General features: G+C 65.0%; 18 protein-coding genes and 1 other RNA gene. 9 read left to right on the top strand and 10 right to left on the bottom strand.

All coding sequences use genetic code 11. From position 1 onward, the window contains the following. The first annotated feature begins 84 nt into the window (after positions 1-84). The 4 genes from ytfQ to yjfF all read left to right on the top strand — a co-directional run bounded on the left by ytfQ (position 85) and on the right by yjfF (position 4,659). On the top strand, positions 85-1,044 hold the full coding sequence (gene ytfQ, locus I6L32_RS16695) for a galactofuranose ABC transporter, galactofuranose-binding protein YtfQ (RefSeq protein WP_010674607.1): 960 nt from the start codon (positions 85-87) through the stop codon (positions 1,042-1,044). Positions 1,045-1,129: 85 nt separating this feature from the next. Continuing rightward, a complete protein-coding gene (ytfR, locus tag I6L32_RS16690) occupies positions 1,130-2,638 on the top strand; it encodes a galactofuranose ABC transporter, ATP-binding protein YtfR (protein WP_053288938.1) in 1,509 nt (502 codons plus the stop codon). 1 nt (position 2,639) lies between these two features. Continuing rightward, positions 2,640-3,659, top strand: coding sequence for a galactofuranose ABC transporter, ATP-binding protein YtfT (gene ytfT / locus I6L32_RS16685; RefSeq protein ID WP_010674605.1), 1,020 nt, complete (start codon positions 2,640-2,642; stop codon positions 3,657-3,659). Then, positions 3,652-4,659 (top strand): galactofuranose ABC transporter, permease protein YjfF, encoded by a 1,008-nt coding sequence (gene yjfF / locus I6L32_RS16680; protein WP_010674604.1) that lies wholly within the window; start codon positions 3,652-3,654, stop codon positions 4,657-4,659. The genes ytfT and yjfF overlap by 8 nt, the downstream gene beginning before the upstream one ends. A gap of 183 nt (positions 4,660-4,842) precedes the next feature. Here the strand turns inward: yjfF and I6L32_RS16675 are convergent, their stop codons facing one another. The 10 genes from I6L32_RS16675 to I6L32_RS16630 all read right to left on the bottom strand — a co-directional run bounded on the left by I6L32_RS16675 (position 4,843) and on the right by I6L32_RS16630 (position 16,011). Continuing rightward, on the bottom strand, positions 4,843-5,871 hold the full coding sequence (locus I6L32_RS16675) for an MBL fold metallo-hydrolase (protein WP_053288487.1): 1,029 nt from the start codon (positions 5,869-5,871) through the stop codon (positions 4,843-4,845). A gap of 637 nt (positions 5,872-6,508) precedes the next feature. Beyond that, positions 6,509-6,605, bottom strand: an RNA gene (gene ffs / locus I6L32_RS16670) — signal recognition particle sRNA small type. Between the two features lie 102 nt (positions 6,606-6,707). After that, positions 6,708-7,496: a sulfite exporter TauE/SafE family protein gene (locus I6L32_RS16665; protein ID WP_042014760.1), complete on the bottom strand. Its 789-nt coding sequence runs from the start codon at positions 7,494-7,496 to the stop codon at positions 6,708-6,710. Positions 7,497-7,587: 91 nt separating this feature from the next. Next, complete coding sequence (arcD, locus tag I6L32_RS16660) at positions 7,588-9,024, bottom strand: arginine-ornithine antiporter (protein ID WP_069784719.1); 1,437 nt, start codon at positions 9,022-9,024, stop codon at positions 7,588-7,590. A 366-nt stretch (positions 9,025-9,390) separates the two neighbouring features. After that, positions 9,391-10,152 (bottom strand): SDR family oxidoreductase, encoded by a 762-nt coding sequence (locus I6L32_RS16655; RefSeq protein WP_113725435.1) that lies wholly within the window; start codon positions 10,150-10,152, stop codon positions 9,391-9,393. A 71-nt stretch (positions 10,153-10,223) separates the two neighbouring features. Next, the gene (gene mmsB / locus I6L32_RS16650; RefSeq protein ID WP_069784717.1) at positions 10,224-11,144 is read right to left on the bottom strand and encodes a 3-hydroxyisobutyrate dehydrogenase; all 921 of its coding nucleotides are present in this window, start codon (positions 11,142-11,144) and stop codon (positions 10,224-10,226) included. A 27-nt stretch (positions 11,145-11,171) separates the two neighbouring features. Next, positions 11,172-12,272: an enoyl-CoA hydratase/isomerase family protein gene (locus tag I6L32_RS16645; protein WP_069784723.1), complete on the bottom strand. Its 1,101-nt coding sequence runs from the start codon at positions 12,270-12,272 to the stop codon at positions 11,172-11,174. Between the two features lie 78 nt (positions 12,273-12,350). Beyond that, a complete protein-coding gene (locus I6L32_RS16640) occupies positions 12,351-13,142 on the bottom strand; it encodes an enoyl-CoA hydratase (RefSeq protein WP_069784716.1) in 792 nt (263 codons plus the stop codon). 118 nt (positions 13,143-13,260) lie between these two features. Then, complete coding sequence (locus tag I6L32_RS16635; RefSeq protein ID WP_069784715.1) at positions 13,261-14,418, bottom strand: acyl-CoA dehydrogenase family protein; 1,158 nt, start codon at positions 14,416-14,418, stop codon at positions 13,261-13,263. Positions 14,419-14,499: 81 nt separating this feature from the next. Next, on the bottom strand, positions 14,500-16,011 hold the full coding sequence (locus tag I6L32_RS16630) for a CoA-acylating methylmalonate-semialdehyde dehydrogenase (protein ID WP_216944212.1): 1,512 nt from the start codon (positions 16,009-16,011) through the stop codon (positions 14,500-14,502). A 256-nt stretch (positions 16,012-16,267) separates the two neighbouring features. On the opposite strand from I6L32_RS16630, the gene I6L32_RS16625 reads away from it, so the two are divergent. The 5 genes from I6L32_RS16625 to I6L32_RS16605 all read left to right on the top strand — a co-directional run bounded on the left by I6L32_RS16625 (position 16,268) and on the right by I6L32_RS16605 (position 22,929). Beyond that, positions 16,268-17,416 carry an isovaleryl-CoA dehydrogenase gene (locus I6L32_RS16625; RefSeq protein WP_151028040.1) on the top strand — a complete coding sequence of 383 codons (1,149 nt, stop codon included), beginning with the start codon at positions 16,268-16,270 and terminating at the stop codon, positions 17,414-17,416. Beyond that, positions 17,413-19,029, top strand: coding sequence for a carboxyl transferase domain-containing protein (locus tag I6L32_RS16620; RefSeq protein ID WP_216944210.1), 1,617 nt, complete (start codon positions 17,413-17,415; stop codon positions 19,027-19,029). The genes I6L32_RS16625 and I6L32_RS16620 overlap by 4 nt, the downstream gene beginning before the upstream one ends. A gap of 9 nt (positions 19,030-19,038) precedes the next feature. Further along, the gene (locus I6L32_RS16615) at positions 19,039-19,887 is read left to right on the top strand and encodes an enoyl-CoA hydratase-related protein (protein ID WP_042878770.1); all 849 of its coding nucleotides are present in this window, start codon (positions 19,039-19,041) and stop codon (positions 19,885-19,887) included. Positions 19,888-19,996: 109 nt separating this feature from the next. After that, a complete protein-coding gene (locus tag I6L32_RS16610) occupies positions 19,997-21,961 on the top strand; it encodes a biotin carboxylase N-terminal domain-containing protein (RefSeq protein ID WP_216944208.1) in 1,965 nt (654 codons plus the stop codon). Then, on the top strand, positions 21,958-22,929 hold the full coding sequence (locus tag I6L32_RS16605; protein ID WP_216944206.1) for a hydroxymethylglutaryl-CoA lyase: 972 nt from the start codon (positions 21,958-21,960) through the stop codon (positions 22,927-22,929). Before I6L32_RS16610 ends, I6L32_RS16605 begins: the two co-directional genes overlap by 4 nt. Positions 22,930-22,972 lie beyond the last annotated feature (43 nt).

The following is a 22,972-nucleotide window of genomic DNA, read 5'->3' as shown; positions in this document are numbered from 1 at the left end:
TTCAAGAGCCTATAACCTTGACCCGTACAATAAAAACCTGACGTGTTCCGGTTTATTTCACCATGCATCACAAAGGAGTGTCATATGTATAAAAAAGTGAAACTGGCGAGCATTATCAGCACCCTTATTCTCTCGGCCACTGCATATTCTGCAGAGATGACCGTGGGCTTCTCGCAAATTGGTTCTGAATCCGGGTGGCGAGCTGCAGAAACATCGGTCGCCAAGAGCGAAGCCCAAAAACGCGGCATCATCCTGAAAATTGCCGATGCCCAGCAGAAACAGGAGAACCAGATCAAGGCCATTCGCTCCTTTATTGCCCAGGGGGTGGATGCCATCTTTATTGCCCCCGTGGTACAGACTGGCTGGGAGCCGGTATTGCAGGAGGCGAAAGAGGCCGAGATCCCGGTCTTCCTGCTGGATCGCAATATCACGGTAAAAGATGACGGTCTCTTCATGACCGGGGTCGCCGCCGACAGCGTCCACGAAGGGGAAGTGGCAGCCCAGTGGCTCATCAAGCAGCAGGATGGCAAACCGTGCAACGTGGTTGAATTGCAGGGCACTGTGGGTGCCAGCGTGGCGCTGGATCGCAAGAAGGGCTTCCTCGACACCGTCTCGGCCGTGCCCACCATCAAGATCATCCGCACCCAGTCCGGCGATTTCACCCGCAGCAAAGGCAAGGAAGTGATGGAGAGCTTCATCAAGGCGGAAAATAGCGGCAAGAATATTTGCGCCGTCTACGCCCATAACGATGACATGGCCATCGGCGCCATCCAGGCCATTAAAGAGGCCGGGCTGAAACCGGGCAAGGATATCAAGATCATCTCCATCGATGGCGTGCCGGATATTTTCAAGGCGATGATCGCAGGCGAAGCCAATGCCTCGGTGGAGCTCACGCCGAATATGGCGGGACCGGCCTTCGATGCCCTGCTGGCCTATAAGAAAGATGGCACCCTGCCCCCCAAACATATCAAGACGGAGTCCAAACTGTTTGAGCCCGGGAGTGCCGAGGCGCAGCTCGAGCTGAAAAAAGACATGGGTTATTAATCCCGCTCCCCCGCCAGACTGTCACATAGCGCGCCATATAAGTGATTGAACTTGTATGGCGCGCTATATCGGAGAGCCAATGTTCATGTCAGAGAACACTCACGATGTCGTATTGAATGCCCGCGGAATATGCAAGGCGTTTCCCGGAGTACGGGCCCTGCATCAGGTGGACTTCTCCCTGCGCCGGGGAGAGATCATGGCGCTGCTCGGCGAGAACGGGGCCGGCAAGTCCACGTTGATCAAGACCCTCACCGGTGTCTATCAGCGAGACGCCGGCCGTATCGAACTCGATGGCGTCCCCATCTCCCCGACGGACACCGCCCATGCCCAGCGTCTGGGGATAGGCACCGTCTATCAGGAGGTCAACCTGCTGCCGAACATGTCGGTGGCGGACAACCTCTTCATCGGCCATGAGCCCCGCCGTTTCGGCTTCATCGACCGGGGCGCCATGACCCGGCAGGCCAGCGCCATCATGGCCAGCCACGGCTTCGAGATGGATGTCACCCTGCCCCTCAACCACTATTCGGTCGCCATGCAGCAGATCGTGGCCATCGCCCGGGCGGTGTCACTCTCCGCCAGGATCCTGATCCTGGATGAGCCCACCGCGAGCCTGGATGCCAGCGAAGTCCAGATGCTCTTCTCCCTCATGACGCGCCTGCGGGATCAGGGGGTGAGCCTCATCTTCATCACCCATTTTCTCGATCAGGTCTACGCCATCAGCGATCGCATCACAGTGCTGCGCAACGGCGAGCTGGTCGGCACCCGCGACACCCAGGCACTGCCACAACTGGAGCTGGTCAAGATGATGCTGGGACGCGAGCTGGACGACAATGCCCTCAAGCGGGCGGGCAAGACACGGCGCAGCAACCAGCCCATGGTGTCGTTCAGGGACTATGGCAAGCGGGGAATCATCGCCCCCTTCAGTCTCGACGTCATGCCCGGGGAGATAGTGGGTCTCGCCGGCCTGCTCGGGTCCGGTCGTACCGAGACCGCCGAGCTGATGTTCGGCATAGTGCCGAGCGACAGCGGCGAGTGCCGGGTGCGGGACAAGCCGGTGACCATCCGCTCTGCACGCCAGGCGGCCGCCAACGGCTTTGGTTTCTGCCCGGAGGATCGCAAGAGCGCCGGCATCATCGCCTCGGCCTCGGTGCGGGAGAACATGGTGCTGGCCCTGCAGGCCCAGCGGGGCTGGTTGCATCCCCTGTCTCGCAAGGAACAGGACGAGATCACCGCCCGCCTCATCGAGCAGTTGGCCATCAAGACCCCGGGACCGGAGCAGCCCATCCAGTTTCTCTCCGGGGGCAACCAGCAAAAGGTGCTGCTCGCCCGCTGGCTGCTCACCAAGCCGCAGTTCCTGATCCTGGACGAGCCCACCCGGGGCATCGACGTGGGGGCCCACGCCGAGATCATCCGCCTCATCGAATCCCTCTGTGCCAACGGGCTGGCCCTGCTGGTCATCTCCTCCGAGCTCGAGGAGCTGGTGGGCTATGCCGATCGGGTGATCGTCCTTCGTGACAGAAAACAGGTGGCAGAGCTTGCGACGGACGCCCTGAGCGTCCCTGCCATCATGAACGCCATTGCATGTGAGGCCTGATATGACGTCATCCATTCTTCCCCTCGCCAAGGGGTCGCGCGCCCGCAGGGAGTGGCCCACGGGCTCGGCCCAGTGCGCCGCCCTGGTGTGCGTGCTGCTCATCAATGCCCTGGTCGCCGACAACTTCTTCGCCATCCACATCCAGGATGGGCGGCTGTTTGGCAGCCTCATCGACATCCTCAACCGCTGTGCCCCGGTGGCCCTGCTCTCCCTCGGCATGACGCTGGTGATCGCCACCGGCGGCATCGACCTGTCGGTGGGCGCCGTCATGGCCATCAGCGGGGCCACCATGGCCAGCCTGGCCACCGGCGGTCACAGCCTGCCGGTCATCTTCGCCGCCGTCATCGGGGTGGGCCTTCTGTGCGGCCTGTGGAACGGCCTGCTGGTGGCGGTGTTCAAGATCCAGCCCATCGTCGCCACCCTGATCCTCATGGTGGCGGGCCGGGGCATCGCCCAGCTCATCACCGAGGGGCAGATCATCACCTTCAACAACGACGCCCTCGCCTGGATCGGCAGCGGCTCCCTCTTCTATCTGCCCACCCCGGTCATCATCACCCTGGGCATGGCGCTGCTGCTCTGGCTGCTGACCAAGCGCACCGCCCTCGGCCTCTTCATCGAAGCGGTGGGGATCAACATCAAGGCCGCCAAGAACGCCGGGCTCAACACCCCCATGGTGGTGATCGCCACCTACCTGCTGAGCGGCATGATGGCCGCCGTCGCCGGCATGATAGTCGCCGCCGACATCCGGGGTGCCGATGCCAACAACGCCGGGCTCTGGCTCGAGATGGACGCTATTCTGGCGGTGGTGATAGGAGGCACCTCCCTGATGGGGGGGCGCTTCAACCTCGCCCTCTCCCTGATCGGCATACTGATCATCCAAGGGGTGAACACCGGGATCCTGCTCTCCGGCTACCAGCCCCAGTGGAACCAGATCGTCAAAGCCCTGGTGGTGCTGGCGGTGCTGGTCATGCAATCACCGGCCCTCAACCACCTCTTCCAGCGAGGGACTCGCCATGTTTAAACGCAACCTCCCCCTGATGGTGACCATCATGGTCTTCGTGCTGGGCTATCTGCTCTGCCTGGCCTCCTTCCCTGCCTTCATGTCCACCCGCATCATCTGCAACATCCTGACGGACAACGCGTTTCTGGGAATTGTGGCGGTGGGCATGACCTTCGTCATCCTCTCGGGGGGCATCGATCTGTCGGTGGGGGCCGTCATCGCCTTCACCGGCGTGCTGCTGGCAACCCTCATCGGGAAGCTGGGCGTCAGCCCCGTGCTGGCCATCCCTCTGGTGCTGGTGCTCGGGGCAGGCTTTGGCGCCCTCATGGGCTGGCTCATCGACACCCTGAAGATCCCCGCCTTCATCATCACCCTGGCGGGCATGTTCTTCCTGCGGGGGGCCAGTTTTCTCATCTCCGAGCAGTCCCTGCCCATCGATCACCCCACCTTCACCTACCTGTCGAGCCTGTCGTGGAAGATACCGGGTGGCGGTCGCCTGAGCCTGCTGGCCCTCATCATGCTGGCGGTGGTGGTCTTCGGCATCCTGCTCGCCAACCGCACCCGCTTTGGCAACAACGTTTACGCCATCGGCGGCAACGCCACCTCGGCGGCCCTGATGGGGATCTCGGTGCGCCACACCACCATTCGCATCTACCTGCTCTCCACCACCCTGGCGACCCTGGCAGGCATCGTGTTTGCGCTCTATACCTCGGCGGGCTATCCGCTCGCCGCCGTCGGGGTGGAGCTCGATGCCATCGCCGCCGTGGTCATCGGCGGCACCCTGCTGAGCGGCGGGGTGGGCACCGTCTTCGGCTCCCTGTTCGGGGTGCTGATCCAGGGGTTGATCCAGACCTACATCAACTTCGACGGCACCCTCAGCTCCTGGTGGACCAAGATCATCATCGGCCTGCTGCTGTTCAGCTTCATCGCCCTGCAGCGCCTGCTGATCCTGGTTTCGGAACACCGCAAAGCCAACAAGCCAGGTCCCTTCAAGCGCCAGGTTGCCGCCCAGCCCGAGTGAGGTATCAGCAAGACTCTGGTGGCAGAAGATAACGCGGGCAAGGCGCTCCCGTGCGCCCTCCCCGCCTGGCCGTCGCGGGTCCGGCGCAGAGGATGGGGAGGCAGCGGGGGCGCTCACAGGGCCCGGCCCCAACCTCCCGCACGCCCCTTTGAGGGGTGACACCGTCTTTGGAGGGCACTCAGGTCAATCGCGCCACCAGGGGCTGCCCTCATGGGGGCTCAGCACCTCCAGAGGCTCCCCCATGACAGGCGTGGTCAGGGGGATCTGTTGCTCCGCAGCCAGTCGGGCAATCTGCTCAAGCGGGTCGTTCCAGCGGTGCATGGCCAAATCGAAGGTGCCGTTGTGCACTGGATAGAGCCATTTCCCCCCGAGATCGTGAAACGCCTGCGCCGTCTGCGCCGGGAGCATGTGCACCAGCTCCCAGCGCTTGTCGTAGGCCCCGGTCTCGAGGAAGGTCACGTCGAACGGACCGTAGCGCCTGCCAATCTCCTTGAAACCGTCGAAGTAGCCGCTGTCACCGCTGAAGAAGAGGTTGACCCCCTCGCCGCGAATGACCCAGGAGGCCCAGAGGGTCTGGTTGCCGTCCCCGAGGCCACGGCCGGAGAAATGCTGGGCCGGGGTCGCTACCAGGGTGACACCGCCCACTCGGGTCTGCTGCCACCAGTCCAGTTCGCGGATCTTCTCCTTCGCAATCCCCCAGGCCATGAGGCGCGCCCCCACCCCGAGGGGCGTGATGAAGTGGCCGACCTTCTCCTGCAGCGCCAGTATGGCCCCGTGATCGAGATGGTCGTAGTGATCATGGGAGAGGATCACCCCCTCGATGGGAGGCAACGCTTCCAGGGTGATGGGCGGCTGATGCCAGCGCTTGGGGCCGAACCACTGCACCGGCGAGGCCCGCTCGCTGAACACGGGATCCGTCAGCCAGAACGTGCCCTGCAACTTCAGCAGCAGAGTGGAGTGGCCGAGGCGCCACACGCTGTTGTCCGGCGCCGCGATGAGCCCCTCCCGGGTCATGACCTGTACCGGAATGGCGCGATCCGGCACCGTGCCCTCAGGCTTGGCGAACAGGAAGTCCCACCAGAGCCTGGCCCCTTCCCAGAGGCTTCGCGCCTGGGGTGTCACGGCATTGTTGAACCGGCCCCCCTGATATTGCGAGGAGTCCGGGTGTTCGGGCAGGCCCGGTTTGAGTAGAGATGCGATCATGCCAATCATCAGGGCTCCTTTGAGCAACCACAGAAAACGGCACCCCTCAAGGGCGCGAAAAGAGGCTGACGGGTTCTGCAATCTGACACGCCTGCCAGCCTGGTATCTGGTGAGTCGGGAGCAACCCCTGCACGGGGCCGCAACTTCCGTAAAACAGAGCGGAAGAGCTGCACCGCATGAAACCGGTGCCCGGCGTCTCCAGCAACGGCAAGATAGCCTCTCCGAGCTCCCGCCACCAGAGGGGGTCGCGTTGCCGCGTGGCCCCGGCATGGTGTCGCGTCAAGCGCATGGCCTCACCTGCTCTGCCAGCGCCAACAAAAGGAGGCGTCAGATGGCGTACTGCAAGAGCTTGCAGTGCTGAAAGTCAGAAGATGGCTGGGCCATAGAGGCCACGGGAGGTGACTGAGGGAAAGCATGATCTCAAGGGGACAGTGCTGAAGATCAAGAGGAAGTTTGAGCCAGGCGCGGTCTGAAGCCTGATGAACGCCCATAGGGCACAGGCTCACCTTGCGGTAGAGCAAATAGCATGTGAAGAGAGCTGAAAATGCACTTTGAAGACTCCTGATTCATCCACATGAAGTGGATTACCATGAGGTCTGAAGGGGGTATTAGCTGTAACTTGTTGAATAGCAGAAACAGGTGGTGGCCCTACCAGCCACATCCCGGCACTCGAGTCCCCCGCCTTGGCTGCTACCTTCCGGTCCTGACCAGGTCGACGGGTTATCAATGCGAGAGGACCAATAGGACCACCGGCGAGGAGAATAGGCAAACTGGCCCCTCAATGCAATGGCTTTCTACCGCATCGCGAGCCGTTCGCCTTATTTTTCAACAATCTGGCCAAGGGTTCAGCTAAAGAGCATGAATTTGGCACCCACCAGCAACATGAGCAGGGCAAAGGCCTGCTTGAGCCGCCGGGGTGACATTCTGTGTGCCAGTCTGGCGCCCAGACGGGCAAACTGGGTGCTGGTGAGCACGATGCCAAGCAGGGCCGGCAGATAGATGAATCCGACGCTCCACTCGGGCAGATCGGCGTCTCCCCAACCCGCATAGAGGTAGCTGAGGCTGCCTGCCAGGGCGATGGGCATGCTGCAGGCGGCGGAGGCGGCCACGGCGTTGCGCATGGGCACCGAATTCCAGGTGAGGTAAGGCACGGTCAGCGAGCCGCCACCGATGCCGAACAAGGCCGACATCCAGCCGATGACAGTGCCCGCGATCCCGGTACCAAGGGGGCCCGGCATGTGTCGCTCCGCTTTTGGCCTCAAATTGAGCCCCATCTGCAGGGCCATGGTCCAGGCGAAGCAGCCGATGATGATGTTGAGGGTGCTGGCGCTCAGCAGGTTGGCGGTCATGCCGCCGAGCCAGGCACCGACCAGCATGCCGGCGCCCAGGCGCCGAATCATCCCCCAGTCTACCGCCCCGGCCTCCTGGTGCGCACGCAGGGAGCTGAAACCGGTGAAGATCATGGTGGGCAGCGAGGTGCCGAGGGCCAGATGGGTGATGATCTCCGGCGCCACGCCCTGTGCGTGAAAACTCAGGACCAGCACGGGGACGATGATGAGGCCGCCGCCGATACCGAACAGCCCGGCCAGCATGCCCGCGAAGGCGCCCAACACCAGATAGCCCACAAACAGCATAAACATTCCTTCAATAACGAAACAGCGGTCAACTTGACCGCCATTATCCATAAAAAAGAGATGGCATCTTGCCATCTCTTTATTGTGCCGATTAATGCAGGGGAATGGTACCGTCCATCACCTTGTAGAACGCCAGCACGGCGCAACCGAGCAGGGCTGCCGTCATCCCCTGCTCCAGCCGGTTGAGGCTGCGCAGGCCGTGGTGCTGGCGCGCCTTCCAGTAGATGAAGATCCCCGGGCTGTAGAGCAGCGCCACCAGCAAGAGGTACTCCACTCCGGCGGCATAGACCAGCCAGCAGCCATAGACGGTGGCCACCAGGGCCAGCAGCAGGTCGCGCTTGCGCTGATGGGGCTGGTCCGCGTAGGTCTCCCCTTTCAACGCCAGCTTGAGACCGTAAGCACCGGAGAAGACATAGGGCACCAGGGCCGCCGAGGTGGCGATGTTCACCAGCGCCAGGTAGGTGCTGTTCTGGAAGTAGATGATGATGAGGAAGATCTGCACCAGGCAGGTGGAGCACCAGAGCGACACCTTGGGGGAACCGTTCTTGTTCTCCTTGGCGAACCAGGCCGGGAAGACCCCGGTCTTGCCAGCTATGTAGGGCACTTCCGCCGCCAGCACGGTCCAGCTCAGCAGGGCCCCCATCACCGAGATCACCAGGCCGATGTTGATGAGCCAGGCGCCCCAGGGGCCGACCACGGCTTCCAGGATCATGGCGGTGGAGGGGTTCTTGAGGGCCGCCAGTTGCGGCTGGTTCATGACCCCCAGGGAGAACAGGGTCACCATGACGTAGAGCGCCAGGGCGCCGAGCAGCGCCAGCACGGTGGCGCGGCCCACGTCCTTGCGATGGCGGGCACGGGCGGAGACCACCACGGCCCCCTCGATGCCGATGAAGACCCAGAGGGTCACCTTCATGGTGGACTTGACCTGATCCATCACGGAGCCGAGCTCGGGACTCCCCTGCCCCCAGAGATCCAGGGTGAAGGTCTCCATGTTGAAAGCGAGCAGGATGGCTACACAGAAGACGATGAGGGGCACCATCTTGGCGATGGTGGTGACGATGTTCACCAGCGCTGCCACCTGGATGCCACGCAGCACCAGGGCATGCACCGACCAGATGAGCAGGGAGGCGAGCGTGATGGCGACCGGGGTGTTGCCGTCACCGAAGATGACATTGTCCGGCGTGTCGAAGAAGTAGCTCAGCGCACTGAACACCACGATGGCGTAGGAGACGTTGGCCAGCAGCTGGCACAGCCAGTAACCCCAGGCGGCGTTGAAGCCGACGAAATCCCCGAACCCTGCCTTGGCGTAGCTGAAGATGCCGCCATCGAGATCCGGTCGACGCATGGAGAGATTCTGGTAGACCAGGGCGAGGCAGATCATGCCGATCCCCGTGATGGCCCATCCCAGGGCGACGGCCCCGGCACTGGCGTGCGCTGCGATGTTTTGCGGCAGACTGAAAACCCCGGCACCGACCATGGAGCCGATCACCAGCGAAATGAGGGCACCCAGCCCCAGTTTCTTGTCCATCTCAAACCTGTTTTATTAGGCGGCGGCTGAGCATCCGTATTCATACAGCGCGCGACATGGGAGGGGCTAGAAATCCGTACCCCGTGAAAAAGGCGGCAACTATATTGCATGACTATTCCGGCCGCAATCCCTCTTGCCGTCAATCATGAGCCGCCTTGACCGCGCGCAATTTTACAGCACTGACCCGGGGTGCCTGTGAGCTGGTTCAAATTAAGAAAGACCCGTTGATATTTCACGACTTTTAATGATGTCGCCCCGCTTTTCAAAAGCCGGACCTGCATGGCTATGCATCCTTGCGCTGGGGCCTTTCCCCTGTAAAAACGCCCCTGCAGGAGGGGCGTCAGAGAGGGTATATGCAGGGGGGGACTAGAGCCTCAAGCCGCCGTCCAGCTCGATCATCCGCCCCGACAGATAGTCGTTGGCAAGGATGAACTGCACCGTCTGGGCCAGCTGCGCCGCCTGCCCCAGGGTGCCCACCGGGATGGCCTGCTGCATGCGGGCCATGGCTTCGGGTTTCATCGCCGCCGTCATGTCGGTGGCAAAGACGCCGGGGGCGATGCCCATCACCCGGATGCCATGACGGGCCAGCTCCTTCCCCCAGGTGACCACCAGAGAGGCCACCCCCGCCTTGCTGGCGGCATAGTTGCTCTGGCCCATGTTGCCGGCCCGGGCGATGGAGGAGATGTTGATGATGACGCCCCCCTCCCCGCCGATGGCCATCAGCGCCGCCCCCTCGCGCCCGCACAGGAAAGTGCCGGTGAGGTTGACGTCGATGACGCTCTGCCACTGGGCCAGGCTCATCTTCTCCGTCAGTGCCCCCTCCTTCACCTTGATCAGCATGCCGTCGCGCAGGATGCCGGCACAGTTGACGAGGCCGTGCAGGGCACCGAACTGATCCTTGATGGCGGCGAAGGTCGCCTCGACCTCCGGCTCGCTTGCCACGTTGCAGACGAACAGGGCGCAGCGGCCGTCACGGCTGCGCACCTCCGCCTCGGTCACCTCCAGATCGGTGCGGTTGACGTCGATGAGGGCAAGCACGGCCCCCTGCTCCGCCAGACTCAGGGCGATGGCGCGCCCGAGCCCCCTGCCCGCCCCCGTGATCGCAATGACTTTCCGTGTGATATCCATAAATGCTCCTGGTGAGATGGCCGGTGACTGTCGAGTCAAAGACTATCGGGTAAAAAGGTAGATAGCGGCCCTTAACCCGGCGCAGTTTTGTCCCGATAGAGCTCGAGGATACTGGAGAAATCCTTGTTCTCCTGGCCCTGGCTCCCGTGCAGGTTGAAGAGGTTGCGGGCCAGGGCCCCCATGGGCACGGCGCTGTGGGCATGTTCCGCCAACGCCATGGCGAGCCCCAAATCCTTGACCATCAACCGGGTCATAAAGCCCCCTGTATACCCACGCGACGCCGGCACATTTTCCATCACACCGGGCCAGGGGTTGTAGCGCTCCAGGCTCCAGTTGTTGCCCGAACTCTTGCCCATGATGGTGGAGAGCACGGCGGGATCCAGCCCCTCCTTGACCCCGAGCGCCAGCGCCTCGGCGGTGCCGGCCATATGGATGGCGAGCAGCATGTTGTTGCACATCTTGGCGATCTGGCCAGCGCCAAGCGCCCCGGCGTGAAACAGGTTCTGCCCCATGCAGGCGAGCACGGGTCTGGCCGCTTCAAAATCCGCTTGTTCGCCGCCAACGATGAAGGTGAGCGTGCCCGCCGCCGCACCGGCCACGCCTCCCGAGACGGGTGCATCGAGAAAACGGATGCCGCGCGCCTTCGCCGCCGCCCCCACCTGACGGGCCGAAGCCACGTCTATGGTGGAGCAGTCGATGACCAGGGCGCCGGGCGACAGGGCGGCCAGCAGATCCTGGCCGCCCCGCTCACCGGCACTCTCCCCCAGCCAGAGGCTGCGCACGTGCTCACCCGCCGGCAGCATGCTGATGACCAGCTCGCAGCCGCTCACCGCTTCCCGGGCATTCCCGGCGGCAATGCAGCCGGCCTCGATGGCCCGGCTCAGGCTCTCGGGCACCAGATCAAACACCTGCACCCTGTGCCCCGCCCTGGCCAGGTTGGCGGCCATGGGGCTCCCCATGTTGCCAAGCCCGATAAACCCAATCCTTGTCATGGTGTGCTCCTTGTGTGTGATCCCGCGTCAGCGGAGGCGCAAGGGGTTGTCCCCCTCGGGCCAGCGATAGAAGGCATCCAGCCAGGCCTCCCCTGCCTGCGGGGCCTGCCAGCGAGGGGACTTGTCCTTGTCGATGAGCAGGGCCCGCACCCCTTCCACAAAATCCCCTTTGAGTACGCAGTTGACCGAGAGGGCCAACTCGTCGGCAAACACCTCGGCCAGGGACTGGCGCCGTGCCCGCCAGAACTGGCGCCAGAGAATGGCGCGGCTGATGGGGCTGCCGCGAAGGCAGGTCTCCCGCCCCTGAGCCAGCCCCGGTTCGTCCAGCTCGGCGTCCTCGAGGCGTGCCAGCACCCTTTGCAGGGAGCGGCCGGCCAACAGCGCATCGATGCGTTCCTGGTGGGGCAGCAGTACGGGAGGCGGCAATGCCTGACCAGGAGCCTCCTGCAAATCGGTGAGCAGCGCCTCGATCTGCTCGCCGGGGTCGCCTGCGGACCAGTCGAGGGCGGCGAGGCGCGCTGGCAGCTCCATCCGCTCACGGCTCGCCATGGCGTGATCCGCCAGACCCAGGCCGATGGCATCCGCCCCGTTGAAGCGGGCCCCGGTGAGGCCGAGCCAGAGTCCGAGCCGCCCCGGCATCCTGCTCAAAAACCAGCTGGCCCCCACGTCCGGATAGAGGCCTATGGTCACCTCCGGCATGGCGAACAGGCTCTTTTCGGTCACCACCCGAAAACCGGCCCCGGCAAAGAGACCGATGCCGCCCCCCATGCAGATGCCGTCCGCCACGCAGACAAGGGGCTTGCCGTAGCAGTGGATGTGGTGATCGAGCCGGTACTCCTGCAGAAAGAAATCGCGGGCATAGCCAAACAGTGCCGACTCGTTCCCCTCCTGCTTGCGGTAATAAAAGGAGCGGATGTCGCCACCGGCGCAGAATGCCTTCTCGCCGGCCCCTTGCAACAACACGCAGACGATGGCCGGATCCTGCTCCCAGCGGGTCAACGCCCCCTGCAACAACTGGATCATCTCAAGGCTCAGGGCATTGAGGGAGGCGGGGCTGTCCAGAGTCAGCATGCCGATGTGGCGGCCATCCGCCGTGGGGCGGGTCTCGATGCGCACGGGCTCACTCATGGGCAGCCCCCGCAGACCGGGTATCTGCCCCTGCGACATGGCGGGTCGCCATCAATACCTCATTCATCCTTCGCTCCCTCACTCTTTCGGTTTGAATTGGTCGTAACGCCAGCGCGGGGCCCGCTTCTCCAGGAAGGCCGCCACCCCTTCGCGCTGGTTGGCATCGTCAAACAGGGCGAGAAAGAGGCTGCGCTCGAGTGGCAGCGCCGCGTCCCTGTGGGTGCTTCGCCCCTGATTGATGAGCTGTTTGCAGGCGCGCAGGGCGCTCGGGCTCTGTCGCTCCACCAGCTGGGCCATCTGCTGCGCCGCCTCCCAGGCGTGTCCCTCGGTCACCACCTCCTCCACCAGCCCCATCTCGTAGGCCAGGGTGGCGCTCACCTTCTCGCCGCAGAGGATCATCCGCTTGGCCCAGCCCGGCCCCACCAGCTCGGTGAGGCGCTGGGTGCCGCCGGCGCAGGGCAGCAAGCCCACCGAGGCCTCCGGCAACCCCAGCTTGGCCTGCTGCTCGGCGATGCGGATGTCGCAGGCCAGCGCGACTTCGAGCCCCCCTCCCATGGCATAACCGTTGATGGCGGCGATGCTGACCCCGTGAAAGCGGGCCAGCGCCTCGAAGGCGTGGCCAAAGGCCTCGGCCACCTCGCGGGCATGCGCCAGGCTGCCGTCGGCGAACATCTTGAGATCGGCGCCGGCGCAGAAGAATTTCTCTCCGGCACCGCGGATCACCAGGGCCACCACGTCGGGGCGACCATCCAGCTCCACCATCATCTGCAAGAAGGCTTTCAGGCTGGCGAGCGTCCAGGTGTTGGCGGGTGGGTGATCGAGGGTGATGTAGGCCACGTGGCCGTGATATTCGAGCCTGATCCTTGTCATTGCGTTGTCCTTGTCAAAAAAACTGCCCCATGATGACAGGGTTGAATGGAGCCAACCTGCACCTGGCTCACAAAGCCTGAGGACGCGCCGACTGCGTCCTCAGAGCAGGCCCCTCCCGCTACTCCAGCGACAGGCCGGGGTCGGCCAGCAGGCGGCGGGCGATGATGAGCCGCATCACTTCATTCGTCCCTTCCAGAATGCGGTGCACCCGGGTATCGCGCAGATAGCGCTCGAGCGGATACTCGCGGATATAACCATAGCCGCCAAAGAGTTGCAGAGCGTCGTCGCAGATGCGGTGCCCCACGTCGGTGGCAAAACGCTTGGCCATGGCGCACCAGGCGCTCTTGTCCGGACTGCCCTCATCGAGTTTGGCGGCCGCCTGGCGCACCAGCAGGCGGGCGGCGGCGAGCTCGGTGGCCATGTCGGCCAGGCGAAACTGCACGCTCTGGAATTCGCTGATCGGGTGTCCAAATTGCTGGCGCTGCTGCACATGGGCCAGGGCATCGTTGAGAGCCTGCTGAGCTGTGCCCAGCGAACAGCTGGCGATGTTGATGCGCCCCCCATCGAGCGCCTGCATGGCGAACTTGAACCCTTCCCCCTCCTCCCCCAGCCGGAAGCGAGCGGGAATGCGCACGGCGCTGAAGTTCACCTCCCGGGTCGGCTGGCTGTTCCAGCCCATCTTCTCCTCCGCCTTGCCGTAGCTCACGCCGGGGGTCTGGGCCGGTACCATGAAGGCAGAGATCCCCTTGGCCCCCTCGCCACCGGTGCGGGCCATCACCACCAGCACGTCTGTGCTGCCGGCGCCCGAGATGAACACCTTGCTGCCGTCGAGGAGGTATTCTTCGCCATCGCGCACGGCGCGGGTCTTGAGGGCCGCAGCGTCGGAGCCCGCCCCTGGCTCGGTGAGGCAGTAGGATCCCAGCAGCTCGCCGCTGGCCAGCCGAGGTACCCACTCCTCGGCCACCTCGGCAGGCAGCCAGCTGCCCAGCATCCAGCTCACCATGTTGTGGATGGTGAGATAGGCGGTGGTGGAGGTGCAGCCCATGGCGAGGCGCTCGAAGATGAGGCTGGCATCGAGCCGGTTCAGGCCCAGACCGTCATACTGCTCCGGGGTATAGAGGCCACACAGGCCCAGCGCCGCCGCCTGCTTGATGGTGGGGATGGGGAACTCGTGCTCCCTGTCCCAGCGCGCGGCGTGGGGTTTGAGCGCCAGATCGGCGAAGGCGCCGGCCGACTCGACACAGGCCCGTTGGGATTCGGTCAGGGTAAAATCCATCTTGTTCGCTTCCTTTGTACTTGTTCCGTCGATCCGTTGCTGTCAATGGGGGCACTCGGGCAAAGTGGGCAACCCCTGCCGTCAGCGCAGCTGAATGGTCATATTGGGGCCGCTGGGAATGTCTTCGTCGAACCAGCGCTCCGTCACCGTCTTGGTCTCGGTGTAAAAACGCACCGCCTGCTTGCCGTAGGCGTGCAGATCCCCGTAGAAGGAGCCGCGCCAGCCGGTAAAGGAGAAGAACGGCAGCGGCACCGGGATGGGCACGTTGATCCCTACCTGGCCCACCGCCACCTCGTGGCGGAACTTGCGGGCGGCGGCGCCACAGCCGGTGAAGAGGGAGGTGCCGTTGCCATAGGGGTTGGCGTTGATGAGGGCGAGCGCCTCGTCGAGGCTCCCCACCTCGAGGCAGGCCAGCACGGGCCCGAAGATCTCCTCCCGGTAGATGCGCATCTCGGGGGTCACGCCGCGAAACAGGGTTGGTCCCACCCAGTTGCCCACCGGGTAGCCGGGTACGTCGCAAAAACGGCCGTCCAGCAGGCACTCGGCTCCCTCGGCAATCCCCGCCTCGATAAGCCCCTCCACCCTGACTTTCGCCTCCGGGCTGATGAGGGGGCCATAAGCCGCCTCGGGATCGTGCCAGACGCCGGGTTTCACCTTGGCGAACTCGGCGGCAAGCTCGGGGATCCACTCCCGGGCGCTCCCCACGAACACCGCCACGCTGATGGCCATGCAGCGCTGACCGGCGGCGCCGACTCCCGCTCCCACGAGGTTGCCGAGTACCTGCGCCTTGTTGGCATCCGGCATGATCACCATGTGGTTCTTGGCGCCGACAAAACACTGGGCGCGCTTGAGCTGTGACGTGGCGCTGCGATAGACGTGACCGCCGACCCGGGCCGAGCCCACGAAACTGACTGCCTTGATATCGGGATGGGCCAGCAGCGCATCCACCTGCTCGGCGCCGCCATGCACCACCGACAGAATGCCCTTGGGGGCCCCCGCCTCGGTAAACAGCTCGGCCAGGCGCATGGGAGTGAGCGGATCCTGCTCGGAGGGCTTGAGCACGAAGCCGTTGCCGCAGGCCACCGCCAGCGGGAACATCCAGAGCGGGATCATGGCCGGAAAGTTGAACGGCGTGATGCCGACGCAGACCCCGAGAGGCTGCACCCAGGAGTGGCCGTCGACCCTGCGCGCCACGTTGCCCATGGTCTCCCCCAGGGTCTGGCTCGCAATGGCGCAGGCCTGCTCCACCACCTCGATGCCGCGCCAGACGTCCCCCTTGGCGTCCGCCAGGTTCTTGCCGGTTTCCTGGGCCAGCAGGGTCGCCAGCTCGTCGTGATGCACTTTCAACAGATGCTGGTAGTTGAACATCACCCGGGCCCGCTCGGAGGTCGGCACTTCTCGCCACAGCAGATAGGCCTCGTGAGCGGTGCGCACCGCCAGCTCAATTTCCGCAGAGGTAGCTTTCGGCACCCGCGCCAGCAGATGCTGGTCCGCCGGGTCGGTCACCTCTATCCACTCGTCGCTTGCGGACGGACACGCCTCGCCACCGATGTAGAGCGGCAGATCCCCGTACTGGGTGTGATGCTGGCTCATGCCCCCCTCCTGGCCCGTTGGCAGGCGATGGCAGGCCACTGCAGGCCGGCCACATCCATGTTGCTGTTGCACATCCTGTTCACTCCTTGCGCTCCTCTGCCCGGGTAGCCCTTGCGACGGGCTGCCATCGAATTTACCTTAGACTAACAACTCATTTACGTTTACGCTAACGTAAACTTGAATCACGAATGGACTGACCAGTCATCACCCTGATGGCAGGGGAAATCGGCAGTCCACTGCACCAAGGAGAGCACGGATGCATGCCCTGATGGATGAAACCCTCCAGGCCCTGACCGAACAGGTCGAGGCTTTCTGCCAGAAAGTGATCGCACCGCGCGCCAGCGAGATCGATCAGAGCAACGCTTTCCCCCGGGATCTCTGGCCCCGCATGGGTGAGCTGGGGCTGCACGGCATCACGGTGGCGGAGGAGTATGACGGGGTGAACCTCGGCTATCTGGCCCATGTGCTGGTGATGGAGCAGGTGAGCCGCGCCAGCGCCTCGGTCGGCCTCTCCTACGGCGCCCACTCCAATCTCTGCATCAACCAGATCCACCGCCACGGCACCCCTGATCAGAAGGCGAGATACCTGCCTGATCTGGTCAGCGGCAAACACGTGGGGGCGCTGGCCATGAGCGAGCCGGGTGCCGGCTCCGACGTGGTCAGCATGCGCCTCACCGCGGTGCGCGAGGGGGATCACTTCGTGCTGAACGGCAACAAGATGTGGATCACAAACGGGCCCGATGCCGACACCTTCGTCATCTATGCCAAGACCGATGCCGCCGCCGGGCCCAAAGGGATTTCCGCCTTTATCGTCGAGGCGGGTACTCCCGGTTTTTCCACCGCCCAGAAGCTCGACAAGCTCGGCATGCGCGGCTCCAGTACCTGCGAGCTGGTGTTCGACAACTGCCGGGTGCCGCAGGAGAACCTGCTGGGCCCCCTGCACGGCGGGGTCAAGGTACTGATGAGCGGGCTCGACTACGAGCGGGTGGTGCTGGCGGCCGGGCCCCTTGGCATCATGCAGGCCTGCATGGACGTGGTGCTTCCCTATGTGCGCGAGCGCAAGCAGTTCGGTCAGGCCATCGGCGAGTTCCAGCTGGTGCAAGGCAAGCTCGCCGACATGTATACCCGCCTCGCCAGCAGCCGGGCGCTGGTCTATTCGGTGGCGAGCGCCTGCGATCAGGGCCGCACCAGCCGCAAGGATTGCGCCGCCGCCATTTTGTTTGCCGCCGAGAACGCCACCCAGATGGCTCTCGATGCCATCCAGCTGCTCGGCGGCAACGGCTACATCAACGAATACCCCACCGGCCGCCTGCTGCGGGACGCCAAGCTCTACGAGATCGGCGCCGGCACCTCGGAGATCCGCCGCTGGCTCATCGGCCGCGAGCTGATGGGAGAGAGCGCATGAGCAGGATCCACTCCCGTCTCGACACCGCGAGCCCCGACTATGAGGCCAATCGGGCCGCCATGCAGGCACTGGTCGACGATCTCAATGCCCGCCTGGAGGAGATAGCCTTGGGCGGCGGTGCTGCCAACAACGCCCGCCACCAGGCCCGTGGCAAGCTGCTGCCCCGGGAGCGCATCGACCAGCTGCTGGACCCGGGTTCCCCCTTTCTCGAACTGTCGGCGCTGGCTGGCTGGCAGGTCTATGACGAACCGGTGCCCGCTGCCGGCATCCTCACCGGCATCGGACGGGTCTCGGGGCGCCTGTGCATGCTGGTGGTGAATGACGCCACCGTGAAGGGCGGCACCTACTACCCCCTCACGGTGAAAAAGCACCTGCGCGCCCAGGCCATTGCCGAGCGACTGCGCCTCCCATGCCTCTATCTGGTGGATTCCGGCGGTGCCTTCCTGCCCATGCAGGACGAGGTGTTCCCCGACCGGGAGCATTTTGGCCGCATCTTCTACAACCAGGCTCGCATGTCGGCCCAGAGCATCCCCCAGCTGGCGGTGGTGATGGGGCTCTGCACCGCCGGCGGCGCCTACGTGCCCGCCATGGCGGACGAGTCGATCATGGTCAGGGAGCAGGCCACCCTCTTTCTAGCGGGCCCGCCCCTGGTTAAGGCCGCCACCGGCGAGGAGATCAGCGCAGAAGCCTTGGGGGGCGCCGAGGTACACTGCGCCCACTCCGGGGTAGCGGATCACATGGCCCGGGACGATGCCCATGCCCTGGCCATCGCCCGCACCCTGGTAAGCAACCTGGGGGACAACCAGACGGCGGCGTCACCCGCCCCATCCGCTCCCTCCTATGATGAGCCGCACTACCCCATCGAGGAGCTCTACGGCCTGGTGGGCACCAGTCTCAAGCGCCCCTATGACGCACGAGAACTGATCGCCCGGCTGGTGGATGGCTCTGTGTTTGACGAATTCAAGGCGTTGTTCGGCACTACCTTGGTGACGGGTTTTTCCCGCATTGAGGGCATGCAGGTGGGGATCCTCGCCAACAATGGCGTGCTGCACAGCGACAGCGCCCAGAAGGGGGCCCACTTCATCCAGCTTTGCAACCAGCGGGGGATCCCGCTGCTGTTTCTGCAAAACATCACCGGTTTTATGGTAGGAAGTACGGCGGAGAAAGAGGGGATCGCCAAGCACGGCGCCAAGCTGGTGACCGCCGTGGCCTGCAGCCGGGTGCCCAAGATCACCCTGATCGTCGGCGGCAGCTTCGGCGCCGGCAACTACGGCATGTGCGGGCGCGCCTATGAACCGGATTTTCTCTTCAGCTGGCCCAACAGCCGCATCTCCGTCATGGGGGGCGAGCAGGCGGCCGGGGTGCTGGTGCAGGTGCGCCGGGACAAGCTCGCCGCCGAGGGCAAGACTCTGGGCGAGTCGGAGGCGGCCGCCATTCGCGCCCCGGTGATCGCGCAGTACGAGCGCCAGGGTCACCCCTATTACGCCAGTGCTCGCCTGTGGGATGACGGCGTCATCGACCCGGCCCAGAGCCGCACCGTGCTGGCCCTGGCGCTGGCGGCCTGCCAGGGGGCCGAGCCTGGCCCTGGGCAGTACGGCATCTTCCGGATGTAAGGAGTTCATATGTCAGACCCGCTCTTCAACGATCCCCTTGCCCATTTTCGCCTTGAGCGCCACGGCCCGGTGATCGAGCTGGTGCTCGCCCGCCCGGCCCGTCACAACGCCCTTGATGCCGACCTGATGCAGGGGCTGCTCGACTGCCTCGACGAGCTGGCCCACGGCCAGCCGCTGGCCGACCGCCCCCACGTGCTGCTGCTGCGCGCCGAGGGGCCGCATTTTTGCGCGGGCGCCGATCTCGAGTGGATGCGCAAGATGGCCGGGGAGGCGTTCGACCCCCGCGCCTTTGACAAGAATCGCGAGGACGCCCGGGTGCTGGCCCACCTGATGCAGGCACTGGACGAGCTGCCCTTCCCCACGGTGGCCCTGGTGCAGGGGGCCGCCTACGGCGGAGCCTTAGGCCTTGTCTGCGCCTGCGACATCGTGCTGGCCAGCGAAAATGCCCGCTTCTGCCTCTCCGAGGTGACCCTGGGACTGGTGCCTGCGGTGATCAGCCCCTACGTGGTGCGCGCCATGGGGATGCGCCAGGCCCGCCGCTACATGCTGAGCGCGGAGCCTTTCGATGCCATCACCGCCTGCCGACTCAACGTGGTGCACAGGCTCAGCCAGCCTGATCAGTTGCTGGCGGAGGGACGCGCCATGGCCCTGCGGTTGTGTCGCAACGGCCCCCAGGCGATGAAGGAGACCAAGCGGCTGCTGGCCGCCCTCGAAGGGCGCCCAGGCCACCAGCACGAAGAGCAGACCGTCGAGACCATCGCCCGGGTACGGGTCGGTCTCGAGGCCCAGGAGGGGATCCAGGCCTTCTTCGACAAACGCCCCCCCACCTGGCGCCCCCGTTTCAAGGACGAAGCATGACTCAATACCACCCCATCAAGCGCCGGCTGATCGCCAACTTTGGTCAATATAACGGGAGTGTGGATCAACACGCTTCGCACTTGTGCACCTTGAACAGCAGGGAGCCAGCATGACCCATCACACTCCCATCAAGCGCCTGCTGATCGCCAATCGCGGTGAAATCGCCGTGCGCATCATCAAGACAGCACGACGCCTCGGCATTCACACCATCGCCCTCTACTCCGACGCCGACGCCCGCGCCATGCACGTGCGCGAAGCCGACGAGGCCTGGCATCTGGGGCCGGCCCCCGCCCGGGAAAGCTACCTCGACACCGGCAAGGTGCTCAAGATTGCCAAAGAGGCGAATGCCGACGCCATCCACCCGGGCTACGGTTTCCTCTCCGAGAACAGCGACTTTGCCACCGCCTGCGAGCAGCGGGGCCTGCGCTTTGTCGGCCCAAGCGGCGCCGCCATCCTCGCCATGGGGGACAAGTCGGGGGCCAAAGGGCTGATGCAGGCAGCCGGCGTCCCCGTGCTGCCCGGTTATCACGGCGCGGATCAGCACCCCGACTTTTTGCGCGATCAGGCGAGCCAGGTGGGCTTCCCGCTCCTTATCAAGGCGGCCAGCGGCGGCGGTGGCAAGGGGATGCGCCGGGTCGATCAGCTGGCCGACTTTGACGACGCCCTGGCGGCGGTCAAGCGGGAGGCGAGTGCCGCCTTTGGCGACGACCATGTGCTGCTGGAGCGCTATCTCCCCCGCGCCCGTCACGTGGAGGTGCAGGTCTTTGCCGATGCCCTTGGCAACGCCATCTATCTGGGGGACAGGGACTGCTCCTTGCAGCGCCGCCACCAGAAGGTGATCGAGGAGGCCCCCGCCCCCGACATCTCCCCTGCCCTGCGCCGCGCCATGGGCGAGGCGGCCGTGGCGGCGGCCAAGGCCATCGCCTATCGGGGGGCGGGCACCATCGAGTTTTTGCTCTGCGGGGAGGAGTTCTTCTTCATGGAGATGAACACCCGGTTGCAGGTGGAGCACCCGGTTACCGAGGCCATCACAGGCCAGGATCTGGTGGCCTGGCAGCTGGCGGTGGCCGAGGGCAAACCGCTGCCCCTCACCCAGGAACAGGTGGTGCTGCGTGGCCACGCGGTGGAGGCGCGCCTCTACGCCGAAGACGTGGCCGCCGGTTTTCTGCCAGCGAGCGGCCCCATCCACTGGCTCACCTGGCCCAAGGGGGTGCGCATCGACACCGGCGTCACCGCTGGCGATGAGGTGAGCCCCTATTACGACCCCATGATCGCCAAGCTCGTCGCCCACGCACCGAGCCGCAGCGAAGCCTTTGCCACCCTGGCCGATGCCCTGGCAGCCCTGGATCTCGGCCCTCTGGTGCACAACGGCCCGCTCCTGCAGCGCCTGTGCGAAGCGCCAGAGGTGCTGGCGATGCGCCACCACACCCAGTGGCCCATTCCCACCGACACCCTGCCCGTTCCTGCGCTCGCCTGGCCCCTCGCCACCCTCTGGCTCGCCACTTGCGAGCGCGATGCCTCCCCCTGGCAGCAGGCCGCAGGCTTTCGGCTGGGCCCCACCCGCCGCTTTTGCGCCACGGTGCGCATCGGCGAGGAGACCCGCACTCTCACCCTCGCCGAGCGAGGGGGCGCCCTGCTCTGGCAGGGCGAGCAGATCCCGTTTGAACTCGGGTCAGATCAGATCCGCCTGTGCCAGAGTGGACATTGGCAGCGCTATCCGGTGCAGCCCCTCGGCGAGGGTGCCTATTTGCTGCACCTGGCGGGCAGACGCATACGCTTCTCGCTCGATGATCAGCATCATCAGCTCCACCATGATCACGACACGAGCCATGTCCCGGGCATCCTGGCCCCCATGCACGGCATCGTGGTGGCGTTGCAGGTCGAGGCCGGCCAGCCGGTCAGCAAGGGGCAACCCCTGCTGGTGCTGGAGGCGATGAAGATGGAGCACGTCCTCAAGGCCGACCGGGACGGGGTGATTGAGGCCCTGCAGTGCCGCCAGGGGGAACAGGTGAGCCAGGGCGCCGTGCTGGTGCGCTTTGCCGAGGACCATACCGCGCAGGAGGAGCGCTCATGAGCCACACGCACGAGAACCGGGACGACAAGGTCAGCCTGGTGGAGATGGGGCCGCGGGACGGCCTGCAAAATGAGACCGCCACCCTCTCCCTAGCGCAGCGGCTGGCGCTCATCGCCCGCCTGGCCGAGAGCGGGTTGCAGCGCATCGAGGTGGGGGCCTTCGTGTCGCCCAAAAAGGTGCCGCAGATGGCGGATTCCGCCGCACTCTTCAACGCCATGCCGCGCAGGGGGCCGACCCGCTATGGCGCCCTGGTGCCCAATCTGCAGGGTCTGCAGGCCGCCATCGCCGCACGCGCCGACGAGATAGGCCTCTTCACCGCCTGCTCGGACGGCTTCACCCGGGCCAACATCGGCATCAGCGTGGAGGAGTCCCTGGTGCGCTTTGCCCCCCTGGTGCAGGAGGCGCGCAGCCTCGGCATCAAGGTGCGCGGCTACCTCTCCACCGTCATCGCCTGCCCGTTCGACGGCCCGACCCGCCCGAAACGGGTCGCCGCCCTGGCCGAGCGGCTGCTGGATCTGGGTTGCCACGAGATATCCCTCGGCGACACCATCGGCGTCGGCACCCCGGGCACCGTGGCTCCCATGCTGGATGCGGTGCTGCACGAGATCCCGGCGGGCCGGCTTGCGGTTCATTTTCACGACACCTACGGCCAGGGGCTGGCCAACCTGCTGCCGGCCCTCGAGCGCGGCATCCGCACCATCGACTGCTCGGTGGCCGGGCTCGGCGGCTGCCCCTATGCCCCCGGCGCCTCCGGCAATGTGGCGTCGGAGGAGGTGGTCTATCTGCTGCACGGCCTTGGCATGAGCACCGGCGTCGACCTCGACCAGCTGGCCGCCACCGGCCAGTGGGTGAGCGAGCTGCTGGGGCGCCCCAACGGCTCACGGGTCGGCCAGGCCCTGCACGGGAGGGGACGGCGCCTCGCACAAGAGCGCGAGCAGCGCACCCCGGGAGGCCATCATGCATCATGAACCCGGCCCTTGCCGCTGTGCCAGGACCCCGCCAGCTCATCAG

Source organism: Aeromonas sp. FDAARGOS 1402 (assembly GCF_019046925.1).
GTDB lineage: Bacteria > Pseudomonadota > Gammaproteobacteria > Enterobacterales > Aeromonadaceae > Aeromonas > Aeromonas caviae.
This window is presented reverse-complemented; position numbering and strand designations above follow the sequence as displayed.

Bases quoted from the DNA above. Each gene is read 5' to 3' on its own strand.
- I6L32_RS16625 (WP_151028040.1), top strand. From the start codon at position 16,268: ATGCATGCCCTGATGGATGAAACCCTCCAGGCCCTGACCGAACAGGTC.
- I6L32_RS16635 (WP_069784715.1), bottom strand. From the start codon at position 14,418: ATGGATTTTACCCTGACCGAATCCCAACGGGCCTGTGTCGAGTCGGCC.
- I6L32_RS16655 (WP_113725435.1), bottom strand. From the start codon at position 10,152: ATGGATATCACACGGAAAGTCATTGCGATCACGGGGGCGGGCAGGGGG.
- ytfR (WP_053288938.1), top strand. From the start codon at position 1,130: ATGTCAGAGAACACTCACGATGTCGTATTGAATGCCCGCGGAATATGC.
- I6L32_RS16605 (WP_216944206.1), top strand. From the start codon at position 21,958: ATGAGCCACACGCACGAGAACCGGGACGACAAGGTCAGCCTGGTGGAG.
- I6L32_RS16630 (WP_216944212.1), bottom strand. From the start codon at position 16,011: ATGAGCCAGCATCACACCCAGTACGGGGATCTGCCGCTCTACATCGGT.
- yjfF (WP_010674604.1), top strand. From the start codon at position 3,652: ATGTTTAAACGCAACCTCCCCCTGATGGTGACCATCATGGTCTTCGTG.
- I6L32_RS16620 (WP_216944210.1), top strand. From the start codon at position 17,413: ATGAGCAGGATCCACTCCCGTCTCGACACCGCGAGCCCCGACTATGAG.
- I6L32_RS16675 (WP_053288487.1), bottom strand. From the start codon at position 5,871: ATGATTGGCATGATCGCATCTCTACTCAAACCGGGCCTGCCCGAACAC.
- ytfQ (WP_010674607.1), top strand. From the start codon at position 85: ATGTATAAAAAAGTGAAACTGGCGAGCATTATCAGCACCCTTATTCTC.
- arcD (WP_069784719.1), bottom strand. From the start codon at position 9,024: ATGGACAAGAAACTGGGGCTGGGTGCCCTCATTTCGCTGGTGATCGGC.
- I6L32_RS16615 (WP_042878770.1), top strand. From the start codon at position 19,039: ATGTCAGACCCGCTCTTCAACGATCCCCTTGCCCATTTTCGCCTTGAG.
- I6L32_RS16645 (WP_069784723.1), bottom strand. From the start codon at position 12,272: ATGAGTGAGCCCGTGCGCATCGAGACCCGCCCCACGGCGGATGGCCGC.
- ytfT (WP_010674605.1), top strand. From the start codon at position 2,640: ATGACGTCATCCATTCTTCCCCTCGCCAAGGGGTCGCGCGCCCGCAGG.
- mmsB (WP_069784717.1), bottom strand. From the start codon at position 11,144: ATGACAAGGATTGGGTTTATCGGGCTTGGCAACATGGGGAGCCCCATG.
- I6L32_RS16665 (WP_042014760.1), bottom strand. From the start codon at position 7,496: ATGCTGTTTGTGGGCTATCTGGTGTTGGGCGCCTTCGCGGGCATGCTG.
- I6L32_RS16640 (WP_069784716.1), bottom strand. From the start codon at position 13,142: ATGACAAGGATCAGGCTCGAATATCACGGCCACGTGGCCTACATCACC.
- I6L32_RS16610 (WP_216944208.1), top strand. From the start codon at position 19,997: ATGACCCATCACACTCCCATCAAGCGCCTGCTGATCGCCAATCGCGGT.